Source organism: Flavobacterium ginsengisoli (genome assembly GCF_029625315.1).
Classification (GTDB): domain Bacteria; phylum Bacteroidota; class Bacteroidia; order Flavobacteriales; family Flavobacteriaceae; genus Flavobacterium; species Flavobacterium ginsengisoli.
This window is the reverse complement of the sequence record NZ_CP121110.1, coordinates 3,730,430-3,746,729: the sequence shown is the minus strand read 5'-3', so window position 1 is coordinate 3,746,729 and position 16,300 is coordinate 3,730,430. Positions and strand designations below refer to the sequence as shown.

The 16,300-nt window shown below is 34.2% G+C and carries 15 protein-coding genes and 3 pseudogenes; 14 read left to right on the top strand and 4 right to left on the bottom strand.

What is annotated here, in order from left to right; translation table 11 throughout:
- Positions 1-16: 16 nt before the first annotated feature.
- Together P5P87_RS17480 and P5P87_RS17475 are read left to right on the top strand one after the other, a co-directional pair.
- Positions 17-886, top strand: coding sequence for a tetratricopeptide repeat protein (locus P5P87_RS17480; RefSeq protein WP_278020099.1), 870 nt, complete (start codon positions 17-19; stop codon positions 884-886).
- 2 nt (positions 887-888) lie between these two features.
- Positions 889-1,308 carry an SRPBCC family protein gene (locus P5P87_RS17475; protein WP_278020098.1) on the top strand — a complete coding sequence of 140 codons (420 nt, stop codon included), beginning with the start codon at positions 889-891 and terminating at the stop codon, positions 1,306-1,308.
- Positions 1,309-1,424: 116 nt separating this feature from the next.
- Here P5P87_RS17475 and P5P87_RS17470 read toward each other — a convergent pair whose 3' ends face one another.
- Positions 1,425-1,820: a rhodanese-like domain-containing protein gene (locus tag P5P87_RS17470; RefSeq protein WP_198855179.1), complete on the bottom strand. Its 396-nt coding sequence runs from the start codon at positions 1,818-1,820 to the stop codon at positions 1,425-1,427.
- 146 nt (positions 1,821-1,966) lie between these two features.
- Here P5P87_RS17470 and P5P87_RS17465 point away from each other — a divergent pair, with 146 nt between their 5' ends.
- The 10 genes and pseudogenes from P5P87_RS17465 to P5P87_RS17410 all read left to right on the top strand — a co-directional run bounded on the left by P5P87_RS17465 (position 1,967) and on the right by P5P87_RS17410 (position 11,626).
- A complete protein-coding gene (locus P5P87_RS17465; RefSeq protein WP_278020097.1) occupies positions 1,967-2,869 on the top strand; it encodes a LysR family transcriptional regulator in 903 nt (300 codons plus the stop codon).
- On the top strand, positions 2,854-3,303 hold the full coding sequence (locus P5P87_RS17460; protein ID WP_198855177.1) for a GNAT family N-acetyltransferase: 450 nt from the start codon (positions 2,854-2,856) through the stop codon (positions 3,301-3,303). Before P5P87_RS17465 ends, P5P87_RS17460 begins: the two co-directional genes overlap by 16 nt.
- Positions 3,304-3,396: 93 nt before the next feature.
- On the top strand, positions 3,397-3,864 hold the full coding sequence (locus tag P5P87_RS26180; protein ID WP_422854074.1) for a Rossmann-fold NAD(P)-binding domain-containing protein: 468 nt from the start codon (positions 3,397-3,399) through the stop codon (positions 3,862-3,864).
- Positions 3,865-4,380: 516 nt separating this feature from the next.
- A complete protein-coding gene (locus tag P5P87_RS17450; RefSeq protein WP_278020096.1) occupies positions 4,381-4,857 on the top strand; it encodes a methylated-DNA--[protein]-cysteine S-methyltransferase in 477 nt (158 codons plus the stop codon).
- Between the two features lie 125 nt (positions 4,858-4,982).
- A complete protein-coding gene (locus P5P87_RS17445) occupies positions 4,983-5,696 on the top strand; it encodes a 3'-5' exonuclease (protein ID WP_278020095.1) in 714 nt (237 codons plus the stop codon).
- 83 nt (positions 5,697-5,779) lie between these two features.
- Positions 5,780-6,853 carry a winged helix DNA-binding domain-containing protein gene (locus tag P5P87_RS17440; RefSeq protein ID WP_278020094.1) on the top strand — a complete coding sequence of 358 codons (1,074 nt, stop codon included), beginning with the start codon at positions 5,780-5,782 and terminating at the stop codon, positions 6,851-6,853.
- A 110-nt stretch (positions 6,854-6,963) separates the two neighbouring features.
- Positions 6,964-8,406, top strand: a pseudogene (locus P5P87_RS25965) (nucleoside recognition domain-containing protein).
- A 326-nt stretch (positions 8,407-8,732) separates the two neighbouring features.
- Positions 8,733-9,194, top strand: a complete 462-nt coding sequence (gene tnpA / locus P5P87_RS17420; protein WP_278020090.1) for an IS200/IS605 family transposase — start codon at positions 8,733-8,735, stop codon at positions 9,192-9,194.
- A gap of 5 nt (positions 9,195-9,199) precedes the next feature.
- Complete coding sequence (locus tag P5P87_RS17415) at positions 9,200-9,943, top strand: hypothetical protein (protein ID WP_278020089.1); 744 nt, start codon at positions 9,200-9,202, stop codon at positions 9,941-9,943.
- A gap of 80 nt (positions 9,944-10,023) precedes the next feature.
- Positions 10,024-11,626: pseudogene (locus tag P5P87_RS17410) on the top strand (fumarate hydratase).
- A 266-nt stretch (positions 11,627-11,892) separates the two neighbouring features.
- Here P5P87_RS17410 and P5P87_RS17405 read toward each other — a convergent pair.
- Positions 11,893-12,276 carry a PAS domain-containing protein gene (locus P5P87_RS17405; protein WP_278020088.1) on the bottom strand — a complete coding sequence of 128 codons (384 nt, stop codon included), beginning with the start codon at positions 12,274-12,276 and terminating at the stop codon, positions 11,893-11,895.
- Positions 12,277-12,379: 103 nt separating this feature from the next.
- Positions 12,380-13,462: a DNA polymerase IV gene (gene dinB, locus P5P87_RS17400; RefSeq protein WP_278020087.1), complete on the bottom strand. Its 1,083-nt coding sequence runs from the start codon at positions 13,460-13,462 to the stop codon at positions 12,380-12,382.
- Positions 13,463-13,602: 140 nt separating this feature from the next.
- Here dinB and P5P87_RS17395 point away from each other — a divergent pair.
- Together P5P87_RS17395 and P5P87_RS17390 are read left to right on the top strand one after the other, a co-directional pair.
- Positions 13,603-14,336: pseudogene (locus tag P5P87_RS17395) on the top strand (metallophosphoesterase family protein).
- A gap of 49 nt (positions 14,337-14,385) precedes the next feature.
- Positions 14,386-14,913 (top strand): DUF6646 family protein, encoded by a 528-nt coding sequence (locus tag P5P87_RS17390; protein WP_278020086.1) that lies wholly within the window; start codon positions 14,386-14,388, stop codon positions 14,911-14,913.
- A 692-nt stretch (positions 14,914-15,605) separates the two neighbouring features.
- Here P5P87_RS17390 and P5P87_RS17385 read toward each other — a convergent pair.
- Positions 15,606-16,262 carry a CoA transferase subunit B gene (locus P5P87_RS17385; protein ID WP_198855163.1) on the bottom strand — a complete coding sequence of 219 codons (657 nt, stop codon included), beginning with the start codon at positions 16,260-16,262 and terminating at the stop codon, positions 15,606-15,608.
- Between the last annotated feature and the right edge of the window lie 38 nt (positions 16,263-16,300).

Below are 16,300 nucleotides of genomic sequence, written 5' to 3'. Positions count from 1 at the left end.
CCCAAAATCATTTAAAATGAAAAAAAACTTCGTGTTGTTCTTGACTTTCAACAGCTTTCTAGCACTTAATGCACAAAATGTCGAAGAAAAAATAGCGGCAAAAGCATGCGAGTGTTTAGAAAAAAGTTCAAAAATTACTGAAGATGTTTTTAGGGACTGTCTAACTAAACCAATGGGCGAACTGATTCTGACAGATAAAGATCCAAAAGTGAGAGAATCTATCAATACAGTTGAGGGCATTCAAGGCATGATTCTGAGAGTTCAAGGTATCATTTCAAAAAAATGTCCAAACTTAGTTCCAGAAGTAATAGAAAACAAAGACAATATTTTCTATAGTGAATCAAAAGACAAAAACGCACAGAACTCTTATATAATTGCAAAAGATTTTATGCGTCAGAACAACTATAAAATGGCTGTTGAGAGTTTTCAGCTGGCTTTAAAATCAGATCCAAACTTTGTTCTTGCACTTGATGATATTGCTGTTTCTTATAGACAGTTAAACGATTATGATAATGCCATTAAATATTACAAAAAATCACTAGAGATTTATCCCGAAGGAAATTTTGCTTTAATGAACATTGGAGTTGTTTATACTTTAAAATCTGATTTTAAAACCGCGATCGGTTATTACGAAAAACTAATTCAATATCATCCAGACAACGCCGAAGGTTATTTTGGTGCAGGAAAGAACTATTTCATGCTCAAAGACGATGAAAAAGCATTAGATAATATTTTTATTGCACATATCATTTATACCAACGAAAATTCTGAATATGCGAAAGATTCTGAACAACTCCTTGGTGCTATTTATCAGAAAATGAAATCGGAAAACAAAGAAGATTTATTCAAAAAAATCGCTGAGAAAAACAACGTTAAAATAGAATAAACATGGCAACAAATATTTCTACAATCGTTTTAAATGCATCAGTTGAAAAAGTATGGAATGCATTAACACAACCAGAATTAGTCAAACAATGGCAATACGGAAGCGATTTGCTTACGACTTGGAAAACTGGAAGCGAAATCAGATTTAGAAATGAATGGGATGGTCAAGTTTTTGAACAATGGGGAACTGTTTTAGAAGTTGTTCCAAATCAGAAAATCAAATACTCTCTGTTTTTTCCAAGACCTGGTTTAGAAGATAAACCGGAGAATTATTTTATAATGAATTATGTTTTATCTGAAGAAAATCAGAAAACAAAACTTGAAATAATTCAAGAAGATAATCGTCCAGGCGCAGTTCAAGAAGAACCGCAAGGCGAAGAGAATCCGATTTTACAAGGCTTAAAAGCTTTAATAGAATCGTAAAATTTAAGTTTAGAGACACCAAGATAAAAAGCACTATTTTCATAGTGCTTTTGTTTTTTTAAGATATGTTGAGAAACCTTTACGCCTTTGTTTCTCTGAACCTTTGCAACTCAAAATCAACAAGCGCATTCTATTTTTAAACCTTGTTTTTCGCCTTTTGTTCCTTCGGTTGCATATCCGTCGATTTTCCACCATTCCAGTCCGCCAATTAGCTCTTTTACTTTAAAACCTAATTTCGTCATATTCAAAGCTCCTTTTGTAGACGCGTTACAGCCAATTCCGGTGCAATACGTTACATACAAAACATCTTTATCTAAATCCTTTGTCGTTTCTAGATTCATTTCGCGATGCGGAATATTAATCGCATTCGGAATATGCTCTTCATCATAACCAAAAGCTCTTCTGGCATCGATTACGATTATTTTTTCACCATTATTTAAAGCTTCGAATAAATCTGACGGATCCATTTCAAAAGCTAACTTGTTTTCATAATGTTTAATTTGTGCTTCCATGTTGTTTAGGTTTTAATGTTTTACTTTTCCAAAAGTAGATGAACATCAAACACCATAAAAACGAAAAGAATTCATCATGAGCATTACTTTTTTTCATACCAAAGCCAGTCTAAAATTTTGTTACTTTGCGTATTAATTCTTCAAAAATGGAAATACGCCACTTAAAATTGATCAAAGCAATTGTCGAAGAAGGAAGCATCACAAAAGCGATCGACAAACTTCATTTAACACAATCGGCTTTGAGCCATCAGCTTAAAGAAGCCGAATATCAATTGGGAACCGCCATATTTTTAAGAACAAACAAAAAATTAGTGCTTACAAAAGCTGGTGAAAAAATCTACGAAATTGCCAACGAAATACTGAATAAACTTGCCGAAACCGAAACTCAAATCAAACAAATGGTCTTTGGTGAACATGGCGAAATCAGAATCAGTACTGAATGTTTCTCAAGTTATCATTGGCTTCCTTCGGTTTTAAAGCAATTTCATCTTTTATATCCGAATGTAGAATTGAAAATCGTAGCCGAGGCGACTCATATTCCGTTGCAAAAATTGCTGGAAAACACCATTGACATTGCCATTGTAAGCGATCAGATAAAAGACAGCAACATCAAATATCAAGAGCTTTTTCAGGATGAAATGGTTATGGTAGTTTCAGAAAACCATGCTTGGTCTGATAAAAAATATGTAGTTGCAGAAGACTTCATCAACGAACATTTGATTATTCATTCACTTCCTTTGGAGACCGTTACTATTCACCAATTTCTTTTGGCTCCTGCCAAAGTAAATCCGAAGAAAATAACGCCAATGCCATTAACCGAAGCTTCGCTCGAAATGGTTAAAGCCGATATGGGCGTGATGTCAATGGCAAAATGGGCATTTACACCCTATTTAAAAACCACTTCTTTACGAGCAGTGAAAGTTGGAAAAAATGGATTGAAAAGAAAACACTTTATTGCCACACGTGCTAAAGAAAGTTATCCCGATTATTTTCATCATTTCATTAGCTTTTTACAAAATGAAATTAACTTACAATGGAATATTCAATAAGAAACTGTGAAATCACAGATTTGCCCAAACTACTTGTTTTAATTGAAAAACACGCAGAATTTGAAAAAGCTGAGTTTTCTCCTGAAGGAAAAGAAGATGGTTTAAAAAACGCTTTATTTGGCCAAAATCCAAAATTATTTTGCTTGGTTGTGGCTACAAACGAAACGATTGTTGGTTACACTTCTTATACGTTTGATTTTTCGACCTGGAACGCACAAAACTTTCTCTACATGGATTGTTTATTCTTGGAAGAAGAAACCAGAGGTTTTGGAATTGGAGAAATCTTAATCGAGAGATTAAAAGAAATAGGAAAACAAAACAATTGCGTTAACATTCAATGGCAAACGCCGGAATTCAATACAAGAGCGATTAAATTTTATAACAGAATGGGCGCAAAAGGAAAAGACAAAGTCCGATTTACTTTAACTTTGTAACCAAAGAATATCTCTGTGACTTTTAATCACGCAAATAAAGAAAATTAAACTTTGCGACTTTGCGAGATTATTAATTGCAGTAACCTTAAAAAAATGAAACAAATTAGCATCTTAGGCTGTGGCTGGCTGGGACTTCCTTTAGCAAAAACATTAATTACGAAAGGCAATTCGATAAACGGATCTACAACTTCAGAGAATAAACTTTCGATTCTAAAAGATGCGGGAATAAATCCGTTTTTGGTTGAAATTGAAGAAAAAGAAGTTTCTCAAAACATTGATTCTTTTTTAGCAAAAAGCGAAATCTTAATTATAGATATTCCGCCAAAATTAAGAGCAGTCGATCCTAATTCTGAAAAGAAAGCTTTTGTAGATAAAATCAAAAATTTAATTCCGTTTATAGAAAAATCAACGGTTGAGAAAGTGCTTTTTGTAAGTTCGACTTCTGTTTATAGTGATGATAATGGTTTTATAGCAGAAGAAACCATTCCGAATCCAGAAACGGAAAGTGGTAAACAATTGTTTTTAGTCGAAAAGCTTCTGCAGACAAAATCAAAACTTTGAAACTACAATTCTTCGTTTTGGAGGTTTAATTGGCGAAGATCGTCATCCTGTTAAGTTTTTAGCAGGAAAAGAAAACCTAGAAAATCCAGATGCTCCTGTTAATTTAATTCATCAAAAAGATTGTATTGGTATTATTGAAGAAATCCTAAATCAATCTAAATGGAATGAGGTTTTTAATGCCGTTGCGCCCTTTCATCTGTCAAGAAAGGATTACTACACTCAAAAAGCTACCAAAATGAATTTGCCTTTACCAAATTTTAGTTCAGAAAAATCGAATATTAAAAAGGTAATTTCAAGTGAAAAAATTGAAACCGTTTTAGATTATAAATTCAGATTGGGAGATTATTAAATCTTACTGTCAGGCTGAGCGAAGTCGAAGCCCATTTCGTTTTCATAAGCCTTCGACTTCGCTCAGGGTGACAATCGTCTAAACTGTCGTGCAAAAACTTAAATTACTTACATAGTTTTAAAAAACTTTGCGAACTTTGCTTCTTTGCGGTTAAAATTCAAAAAATCATGGAAACAGTTTTCATCAATTCGCCTCTCGGAATCACCAAAATCATTGGAGATGAAAACGGCATTTCGGTAATTTCTGTTTCTGATATTGGTACGAATGAGGTTTCAGAAACTATTCCAGAAGTTTTACAAAATGCAGTTTTGCAATTAAATGAATATTTTGAAGGAAAAAGAACCGATTTTGATTTAAAACTGAATCCGCAAGGAACCGAATTTCAGCAGAAAGTCTGGAAAGCTTTATTGGAAATCCCGTACGGAAAAACGGTAAGTTACATGGATCAGACCAAAAAACTTGGAGATGTAAAAGCAATTCGCGCTGTAGCCTCGGCAAATGGTAAAAATCCGCTTTGGATTGTAGTTCCTTGTCATCGCGTGATTGGAACAAACGAATCCTTGACTGGATATGCTGGAGGGTTATCTCGTAAAAAATGGCTTTTGGAACATGAAAGCCCATCTCCACAGCAAAGTTTGTTTTAATTTGTTGTCAAAAAAGCAGGATAATTCATCTCAATTTTTATTTACGATAGATTAAAAATTTAAATTTGTGTACATTTATACAGAATCAAAATTAGTTCAATCCGTGAATTCGTGGCAAAAAAAATATGATTGAAAAAATAAACCTAAATAACATTTTATTTCTTGATATAGAAACAGTTCCTGAAGAAGAGAATTTCAATTCGCTTGACGCTGAAATGCAAACGCTTTGGGACTTGAAAACGCAATATCAACGAAAAGACGAGTTTTCTCCCGAAGAATTTTACGAACGTGCTGGAATTTGGGCTGAATTTGGAAAGATAATTTGCATTTCGGTTGGTTTTTTTACGATCAAAGGAGATATTAGAAATTTTAGAGTTACCTCATTTTTTGGCGATGAGAAGAAAATTCTAAAAGACTTTTCGAATCTGGTTAACAATCATTTTAATCAGCCGCAGCATTTGATGTGTGGGCATAATTCAAAAGAATTTGATATTCCGTTTATTGCAAGAAGGATGATTATCAATCAAATGGCAATTCCAGATAAACTGAATTTATTTGGTAAAAAGCCTTGGGAAGTTCCGCATTTGGATACTTTAGAATTATGGAAATTTGGCGATTATAAGCATTTTACATCTTTAAAATTGCTCACCAAGATTCTTGGAGTTCCTTCTCCAAAAGGTGATATTGACGGAAGTCAGGTTGCACATGTCTATTATGTTGAAAAAGATATTGACCGAATCATTACCTATTGCGAAAAAGACACCATTGCAGTTGCTCAGGTTTTCTTGCGCTTGCGTCGAGAAGATTTATTGATTGATGAAGAGATTATTCATGTATAGCTTTTAAGTTGCTAAGCTACTAAGATGCTAAGATTTTTAACCATCGTGTTAAAATAAACTTCAACGACTTAAATGGTCTAAAAATGACACACGACGAAATTTCGCATTACCGTTTGGTTTCGCAAAAGCTTTATAAAACAACTTCTTGTTCGCCACAAGAAATTGTAAAACATCTTGGTGCTATGCAGGCTCAAGATTATGCAATGGCAAAATGGGCCATTGGTTCTCGTTGTGATGCTGGCGAAAAAGAGATTGAAGAGGCTATAAATTCGGGCAAAATTATCCGAACTCATATTCTGCGTCCGACTTGGCATTTTGTTTCTCCTGATGATATTTATTGGATGCTGGATCTTTCGGCTCCGCAAGTAAAACGTTTCACTTCTTCTGCGACTAAAAAATATAGTTTTGATGAGAAAAAGCTAAACCAAGCTAATACTTCTATCGAAAAACTATTGGCAGGAAACAATCATTTGACTCGAGATGAAATCATGCAGGAACTTGGCATCAAGAAAACTTCAAGCGCCGATTTCTTGAGTGCCGCCATTATGATGAATGCCGAATTGGATGGTTTAGTCTGCAATGGAGAAATGAAAGGCAAACAAATTACGTATGCTTTGCTCGAAGAAAGAGTTTCTAAACCAAACTCCAAACTAAATAAAGAAGAAGCTTTAGCCAAACTTGCTTTACGTTATTTTGAAAGTCATGGTCCTGCAACAGTACTTGATTTCTCTTGGTGGTCGGGTTTTGCTCCCACAATTTGCCAAAAAGCAATTAACGCAATAGAGTTGCAATTAAACAAAATTACTATTGATAATCAGCAATATTGGCTTAAAAAAGACATTAACAATACAGATAACTTTCGCGAAATCGTACATTTTCTTCCCGCTTTTGATGAGATCCTGATTTCGTATAAAACACGAGAAGCTTCTTTTCAAACAGATCATCAATCGAAAGTTTTTACTAATAATGGCATCTTTAAACCCATAATTTTAGAAAATGGAAAAGTGATCGGCATTTGGAAAAGGACAATCAAAAAAGATCATGCTAAAATAGAAACGGAGCTTTTCAAAGAAATCGAAACCGACAAAAAACACATCTTATTTGAAGGAATTAAATCTTTTGAAACCTATTTGGGAACCAAAATTGTTATTGAATAATCTGAATTTTTATAAAAATTTTGTTGCTTATAACTCTTACTTCGGGTTTCACTCCTAAAATCTTTATGCGTATTATTGCTAAATAATTACATTTACAAAAAATTACAATTATGGTATTAAGCAGATTTTGGTTAGCGATTTTTATTTCTTCGATTGTTTTTATTGTAGTCAGTTTGTTTACTGCCAATACGTATACCATTGATTCTATTTTAAATGGAAAAAAAGATGATCCTATTTTAGTTTCTGAAAAATACCTTGAAGAACTTCCTGCTTTCTTAAAAGACAGTATTAAGAAAGCGCCAGATCAGACCATGATTATCAATCGTGATACACTAAATGCCGATACAACGTATGTTTACAAAAACAAAACCGTAAAAATTTATAGCGGACTTCAAAAATCTGATGGTTTATTGCCAACTTGTAAAAGCACTTTGGTTGATTTAATTCTGCCGCTTATCGCTTATTTAGCTTTTTTCTGTGGTTTGATGGAACTTTTAATCGTTTCTGGAGCTTCTGGAAAATTAGCAAAAGCACTGAGTCCGGTTTTTGTTAAGGTATTTCCGAGCATTCCACAAAATCACCCTTCGATATCTTATATGACTTTAAATTTTGCTTGCCAATTTCTTGGGATTAGATTCGGCTGCAACTCCATTTGGATTAAAAGCTATGGAAAGTTTACAGGAAATAAATCCCGAAAAGGACAAAGCGAGTGATGCACAAATCATGTTTATGTGTCTTCACGCTTCTGGATTGACTTTAATTGCAACTTCTATTATTGGTTATCGAGCTGCCGCAAACGCAAGTAATCCTGCCGATGTAATGTTGCCTTGTATCATAACTTCGTTTATCGGCACCATTGCTCGCTTTCTTGATTGTTGGAATCAAACAGAAAATCAATTTCAAAAGCGCCTCTCTTCTTATTGGTTTAATGGTTTTAATTGCTTGCAATTGTGGGGTTACTGATGTATGTAAATCATTTGGATTTGATTGGAAAAAACTATTTTACCTCTAATCTTTCTGGATTAATCTTAATTGCGATCATAGCATTTACTTTGATTTTCTCATTCCGACATGAAAAGAAATTCAAAGAAGCTGAAACGACTGTTTTCGATACTTTTGTTGTTGGAGCCAATAACGGAGTCAAAACAGGAGTTACAATTTTTCCTTATGTTTTAGGAATGCTGGTTGCAATTTCGCTATTTAGAAACAGCGGTTTATTTGAAATTATCAGTGACGGAATTGCTTTTGTCTTCTCGAATATGGGAGTAAATAAAGAAATTACCAATGCACTTCCTGTTGCCATGCTGCGCCCATTTAGTTCTGCTGGTTCAAGAGGTTTCTTAATTGATTCTATGAATACATTTGGAGCCGATTCTCTAACGGCAAGATTAAGCAGTATTTTCCAATGCAGCGCCGAAAGTACTTTCTATGTAATTGCGGTTTATTTTGGATCGGTAAATATCAAAAACACCCGTTACGCTTTAGGCACGATGCTTTTGGTAGATTTGATTTGTGTGATTACAGCAATTTTTGTAGCTACTTGGTTTTTTTAGTAGAAATTAAATGTTACGGCTAGATTAAAATTTGGGATTAAAATATGAATCGAGCCGATGGCTCTTCAAATTAAATGCGGATTTTTTTCATTGTTAACCGGATTAAAATCCGGCCCTACAAAATATTTCGAGCCAATGGCTCTTTTACAAATAAACATTTGACAAAGTTCCGTAGGAACGTTTAAATATTGTAGCCACGGATTTTAATCCGTGGAAAATAATATAATTAATAATTCCAAAAGTTCCAGCGGAACGACACATTCAAAAAAAAGAAAGACAAATACTACAATAATTAAAGAGATATGATTTATTTTGCCAAAAAAAGTATGGCAAATACCTATCATCAAATTTACATTCAAGTAGTTTTTGCAGTCAAATATAGAAATGCCGTAATTGAGGAAAGCTGGAAATCAAAATTGCTTGGCGTGATTGGAAATTTAATTAATGAAAATGGAGGCAAAACAATTATTGTAAATGGTGTCGAAGATCATCTACATTGTTTATTAGCCATTAAGCCAAGTATTTCAATATCTGAACTCATGAAAAATGTTAAGGCAAAATCTTCAAAGTATATCAACGACAATCAATTAACCAAATCCAAATTTTCATGGCAAGTCGGATATGGCGTTTTCTCATATAGTCAATCTCAAATTAATTCTGTTTACAAATACATTGAAAATCAAAAGGAACATCATAAAAAGCAAAATTTTAATGATGAATTTCTGAATTTTCTAAATAAATTTAATGTCGATTACGATGAAAAATTTATATTTGAAAATCTAATATAAACCTTATGAAAATAGCCCCCTTTTTCTTCGTATTGCTCTTAATCGGTTGCCAAAAAACAAAACCTACAGATGCTGCACCACCAACAGCAGAAATCATTGAACCACAGGAGACATTAGAAGTTTCAGCTAATGAAAAAATTATTAAAACCGATACTGTAGCGATTTATACTGGAGAAACAGAATCTTCGACAGATTTTATTTTAGCGCATTTGGTAGATCAGCAAGCAGATAAAGACAGCATTGTTACTGTAAAATACCGATTAGACTTTTATCAGAATAAAACCAAAACCGCATCTTCTAAAGTTGCGATTAAAAGTTTTCAAAAAGGTTCTGAGTGGACAGCTTCTTACGGATTAACATCTGAGACTGCTAAAAATTCTCCTTTTATACAAATCAATTTTGGATATCCTGCTTGTGGTTATTCACACGAAAACTATCTTTATTATTTAAAAAACAGCGGACTACAATTAGTACACCAATGGAGCTCAATGTCTGACAGCGGCTGGGGGAACTGGGTTGAAATCGTAAATCCTTCTACCAAATCTGATCCAAAATCTTTTTATTGCAAAACTGTTGCGTTTTTACCTGCAGACGAGGATGAGAACATGGATATGGGAATTCTTCAACACTCAGACTCAATCTCTTTTGAATTAAAAGACAATAAATGGAAAAAGATGTCGCTTTCTGCAAAAGACAAACCGTATTTTGAAAAAAAGATGACGTTTGATCAATTTAACGCCGCAGAATAAAAAAACAGTTGCAGAAGAGCCCTAATTCAAATTCTTTCTTAGGTAAATAATTTCTAAATTTGTAAAAAAACAAAACAATGATCGATTTTATATACCAAGATCCTTATCCGATCTTAAAGGATGATACGCAGTACCGCAAAATCACTTCTGATTTTGTGAAAGTAGAGAAATTTGGAGAACGCGAAGTTTTAACAGTTGATCCAAAAGGTTTAGAGTTATTGGCTGAAGAAGCTTTGACTGATGTTTCGTTTATGTTGAGAACGACACATTTACAAAAATTAAGAAAAATTCTTGACGACCCAGAAGCAACAGATAATGATCGTTTCGTGGCATACAATTTACTTCAAAATGCTTCTGTAGCTGCCGAGGGCCAGTTGCCAAGCTGCCAAGATACAGGAACTGCAATTGTAATGGCTAAAAAAGGCGAAAGCATTTTTACTGGTGTTGATGATGCAGAATGGTTAAGCCGTGGTATTTTCAACACGTACCAAAAAAGAAATTTACGTTATTCGCAGATTGTTCCGATTTCGATGTTTGAAGAGAAAAATTCAGGATCAAATCTTCCTGCGCAAATTGATATTTATGCTAAAAAAGGAGCTTCATACGACTTTTTGTTCATGGCAAAAAGGTGGAGGATCTGCAAACAAAACATACTTATATCAGCAAACAAAATCGTTGCTGAATGAAAAATCTCTAGATGAATTCATTCGCACAAAAATCAAAGATTTAGGAACTTCTGCTTGTCCTCCATACCACTTGGCTTTGGTAATTGGTGGAACTTCTGCAGAAGCGAACTTAAGCGCTGTTAAAAAAGCATCTGCTGGATATTATGATCATCTTCCAACTTCAGGAAACATGGCAGGTCAGGCTTTCCGTGATTTTGAATGGGAAGAAAGAGTTCAGAAAATTTGCCAGGAAAGTGCAATTGGAGCGCAGTTTGGAGGAAAATATTTCACACACGACGTTCGTGTAATTCGTTTGCCTCGTCACGCGGCTTCTTGTCCAGTTGGGTTAGGAGTTTCTTGCTCTGCAGACAGAAATATCAAAGGAAAAATTACTAAAGACGGAATCTTTGTTGAGCAACTAGAAGTAAATCCGAAACAATTTTTACCAGAAACGGCTCCGCATTTAGAAGCGCCTGTAGAAATTGATTTAGATCAGCCAATGTCGGATATTTTAGCTAAATTATCTCAATATCCAGTTAAAACTCGTTTAAAATTAAACGGAACTGTAATTGTGGCTCGTGATATTGCTCATGCAAAAATTAAAGAATTGTTAGACGCTGGAAAACCAATGCCGGATTATTTCAAAAACCACCCTGTTTACTATGCTGGGCCTGCAAAAACTCCAGACGGAATGGCTTCAGGAAGTTTCGGACCAACAACTGCTGGACGTATGGACGTTTATGTGGATGAATTCCAGAAAAATGGTGGAAGTATGATTATGCTGGCAAAAGGAAACCGTACCAAACAAGTTGCTGACGCATGCAACAAATACGGCGGGTTCTACTTAGGTTCTATTGGAGGTCCTGCGACTATTTTGGCTCAAGACAATATTCTTAAAGTAGAAGTGGTTGATTTTGAAGAATTAGGAATGGAAGCTGTTCGTAAAATCACTGTTAAAGATTTCCCTGCCTTTATTATTACCGATGATAAAGGGAATGATTTCTTTGCAAACCTATAGTCATTTCTTAACCGCAAAGAGCGCAAAGTTTTACGCGAAGTTCACAAAGCAAAATTCATAGAAAATAAAAAACCGTCTCAATTGAGACGGTTTTTTTATTCTTGGCGTTCCTTGCGTAAAACTTTGCGCTCTTTGCGGTTAAAAATCATTAAGCGCTTAAATCCTGTTTTTCAAAAGCTATAAAATGCGATATTTCGCCTTTTAGGTTATAAACTGGCGAAGCCTCGATTTTACATTTATACGTTTGGCCGTTTTTTCTATAGTTTTCAAGTGTTTTTACAAAAGGAATCTTCTTTTTTTACCGCTTCTCTTATTTCCTTTAAATCTTTTTGTGAAGTTGCTGGGCCTTGAAACATCTTTGGTGTTTTTCCTAAGATTTCTTCCTCTTTGTAGCCCGTCATTTTTTTTATTCCGCTTGACGCGAAAACTATTTTCAAATCTAAATCGGTTACTAAAACCACTTCGTTTTTGAGTCTTTCCTGAATATTGAGCATTTTTTCATCCCAGATAAATTCATCTGAGATTTGGCTTACCCTTTTTAAATCAGTACTTAGTGCTTTTAGTTCATTCAGATATTCATAGTGGAAATCCCAAGATAGGATTGGAACTGAATTTCGCCGCAGCGGATCATCAGAATTTCTATTTTTCATACAAAATCAATTCAGAAGACAGATAAATCTTTTTACTCAAAGGTAGCAGAAAAATCTTATCGCTCGCATTCCATTCCTTATTTTGAACTTTTAAAAATTGTTATTAAAAAGTAAATTTTAGCCGCACCACCACTGCCTTTTTTTCCTCGTTATTTAAGTTGCTTAATGAGATTCCGAGCAATCGTACCGAATCTTTCATCTTTTCCTGATATAACAACTCCTCAACATTTTCCATAATCAGACTTTTATCAGAAATAAAATAAGGGAGAGTTTTACTTCTCGTTTGTCGCGAAAAATCGCTGTACTTGATTTTAAGTGTAATTGTTTTTCCAGAAATATTATGCCTTTGCAGACGTTTTTCTAACGAAACCGCTATACGTTCTAGTTGTTGCATCATAAAAATCTCAGAAGACAGATTCACATCAAAAGTATGTTCTGCGGCCACAGATTTGGTTATTCTCGAAGACTTTACTTCACTATTATGTATGCCACGCACAACATGGTAATAAAACGCTCCAGATTTTCCGAAGTGTTTTTCTAAAAACTCTAAAGACTTGCTTTTCAAATCGGTTCCTGTGAAAATTCCGAGCTGATACATTTTTTCTGTTGTCACTTTCCCAACGCCATAAAATTTACGAATTGGAAGATCTTCCAAAAAAGCTTCTACTTCGTCAGGATTTACCGTTTTTTGTCCGTTCGGTTTATTATAATCGCTGGCAATCTTGGCCACAAATTTATTGATTGAAATACCTGCCGAAGCGGTTAGTCCAACTTCATCTAAAATTCTTTGTCTAATTTCTTGTGCTAAAAGACTTGCGCTAGGATTTCCTTTTTTATTTTTGGTAACATCCAAATAAGCTTCGTCAAGCGAAAGTGGCTCGACTAAATCGGTATATTCATGAAAAATTTTATGGATTTTGGATGAAATCTCTTTGTATCGATCAAATCTTGGTCTTACGAAAATAATATCTGGACAATATTTTTTGGCTAAAACGCCGCTGATGGCACTGCGAACACCAAACTTTCTTGCTTCGTAACTTGCGGCCGAAACCACTCCTCGATTCTCCGAACCTCCAACTGCAACTGGTTTGCCTCTTAGTTCTGGATTGTCCATCTGTTCTACCGATGCATAAAAGGCATCCATATCAATATGAATAATTTTACGATATGTTGGTGTTTCAGACATTTTGCAAATTTACTGAGGAAAAACAATAAAAAAGTACTGTAAATAGTTATAAATCATATCAATTTTTAAAGAATCTGAATTCAATGAGTTCAAACCAATTATTCTTTCTATTTTTGTTCTTCTACTCGAAAAATTAAATAATGCGAACATTTGTTATAGGTGACATTCATGGCGGATTACTTGCACTTGAACAAGTAATCGAGAGAGCTAAAGTTACCACAGAAGATACTCTAATTTTTTTGGGCGATTATGTTGACGGCTGGAGTCAGTCTGTTGAAGTAATCGACTATTTGATCGATTTAAAAAGCAAACAAAACTGCATCTGCATAAGAGGAAATCACGACCAGCTTACTCTGGACTGGTTAGAAAACAGACATGATGATTTTGACGAAGAAACGTGGTATAAACACGGAGGGAAAGCAACTGTTGAAGGTTACGCCAAGATTTCGGAAGAGAAAAAAGAACTCACATAGAATTTCTTGAAAACCTTCAGGATTATTACCTTGATGATCAAAATCGATTGTTCGTTCATGCCGGATTCACCAATTTAAATGGTGTAAAATGGGAATATTTTTCGAAGCTATTTTATTGGGACAGAACTCTTTGGGAAACAGCTTTGTCATTAGACCCAAAATTAAAAATAGACGACTTACACTATCCTAAAAGATTTACCGTTTATAAGGAAGTTTATATTGGTCATACACCAGTTACCCGAATCGGCGAAACGGTTCCTGTAAATAGAGCTTGTGTCTGGAATGTAGATACAGGTGCAGCATTTAGAGGCCCGCTTACTATTTTAGACGTTGACACTAAGGAATACTGGCAAAGTGAACCATTAAACGAACTCTATTTTAACGAAAAAGGTAGGAATTAATTTGTTTAAAAGTTACATTTGCTTCCCAAATAATTAATATTAAATTTTTATGAAAAAGATTATTACACTTGTGTTTTTAGTGACATTCGGATTTGTTAATGCTCAAGAAGCTTTCAAAGGAAAGGGAGATATTAAAGTAAACGTAGGAGCTAATTTACAAGATGGTGGTTCTGGAATTCAAGGTTCTGTTGATTTTGGTTTAGGAGAAAATTTCTCTTTTGGTTTTGTAGCAAACTATATACTAGGATTTGATAATTTTAATGGTTACTACCACGGAAGTTCAGATCTTTATCACGATGCTGAACCAGATTTCTCAGATCGTTTTGATGCTAAAGCAAGAATCAATGCTAACTTATCTAGTGTAATTGGTGTAAAAGAATTAGACGTTTACCCTGGATTAAGCTTAGGTTTACATAATTTCGGCGGACACGTTGGTGGTCGTTATTTCTTCACTGACGGATTTGGTGTTTTCACAGAAATCGGATTCCCAATTGCAAAATATGGTTCAAACAATGATCCTTTCTATCATTTGAATAATCAAGCTACTTTTAGCTTAGGAGCTTCGTTTAATTTATAATTTTGGAGATGCTAAGACCCTAAGTTTCTAAGACTTTAAAAATAAAAGACCACTATATAAGTGGTCTTTTATTTTTTTATATATGTTGATTTATGCTCGGTTAAACTTTCTTTTTAATGAGATAATAAACTCGTTAAGTGTAATATCTTTATTTTCAGACAAACTATCTTCTATTAAAAATTCTGAAAGGTTTTTTTTCGGTGATAAAACATTAAAGAAGGATAGTCAATCATTGTCTGTAAACCCACGTTTAACAAGTACACCACGAAGAAATAAATTACAAAAAACCTTGTAAAAACAAAGAAATTTCTAAAACCTCTACTTAAATCATGTTTTTTGTTTTCTCTAATAGCTTTTATTGTAAAATATAAAAACTGAATTATAAAAACTGGTATAAGAACATTAGATAAATATAATAAACTCTGAATATCTATCAAAAGCATTAGCAACACTATAATGAATGAAGTAACTATATTTGTAATAATGAAATAACTACTCCACTTAACATCGATTTCAAACTTTTCCAAAGGTGTATTTTTTAAATTACAGCAAATGTAAAGAAAAAGATTACTTTTTCATTATACGCTCTAGCAGAAAACAAAAAAGAGAACCTTCTCTTAAGAAAGTTCTCTTATCTAAATTTATTTTTAGTGCTTCAACTTTGAGCCTCTGCACCTTTGAGCCTTTGAACCTTAAAAAACCATCTCAGGAATTTCACCTTCAATGATCAAATCAGCTTCGGTTGAGGCGATAATGTGCTCGACTGAGATGCCTGGCGCGCGTTCTAAGAGCTTAAAACCTTTTTCTGTTACTTCGAGAACCGCAAGCTCAGTTACGACCTTTTTAACGCATCCTACGCCCGTTAATGGCAAAGTGCATCTTTTTAAGATTTTGGACTCTCCTGCTTTGTTTACGTGCATCATGGCAACGATGATATTTTCGGCGGAAGCCACCAAATCCATTGCTCCACCCATTCCTTTTACCATTTTACCTGGAATTTTCCAATTTGCGATGTCTCCGTTTTCAGAAACCTCCATTGCTCCAAGAATCGTCAAATCTACTTTTTGGCTACGAATCATTCCGAAACTAAAAGCCGAATCGAAGAAACTTGCTCCTGGAAGTGTCGTAATGGTTTGTTTTCCTGCATTAATAATATCAGCATCTTCTTCTCCTTCAAAAGGAAAAGGCCCCATTCCGAGAACACCATTTTCACTTTGAAATTCAACTGCTATATCTTCTCGAACATAATTTGCGACCAAAGTTGGAATCCCAATTCCAAGATTTACGAAATAACGATCTTTTACCTCTTTTGCAATTCGTTTTGCTATATCTTCTTTACTAAGTGCCATAATTTTTAATGTGTCAATTTGTGAATTTGCCAATTAGA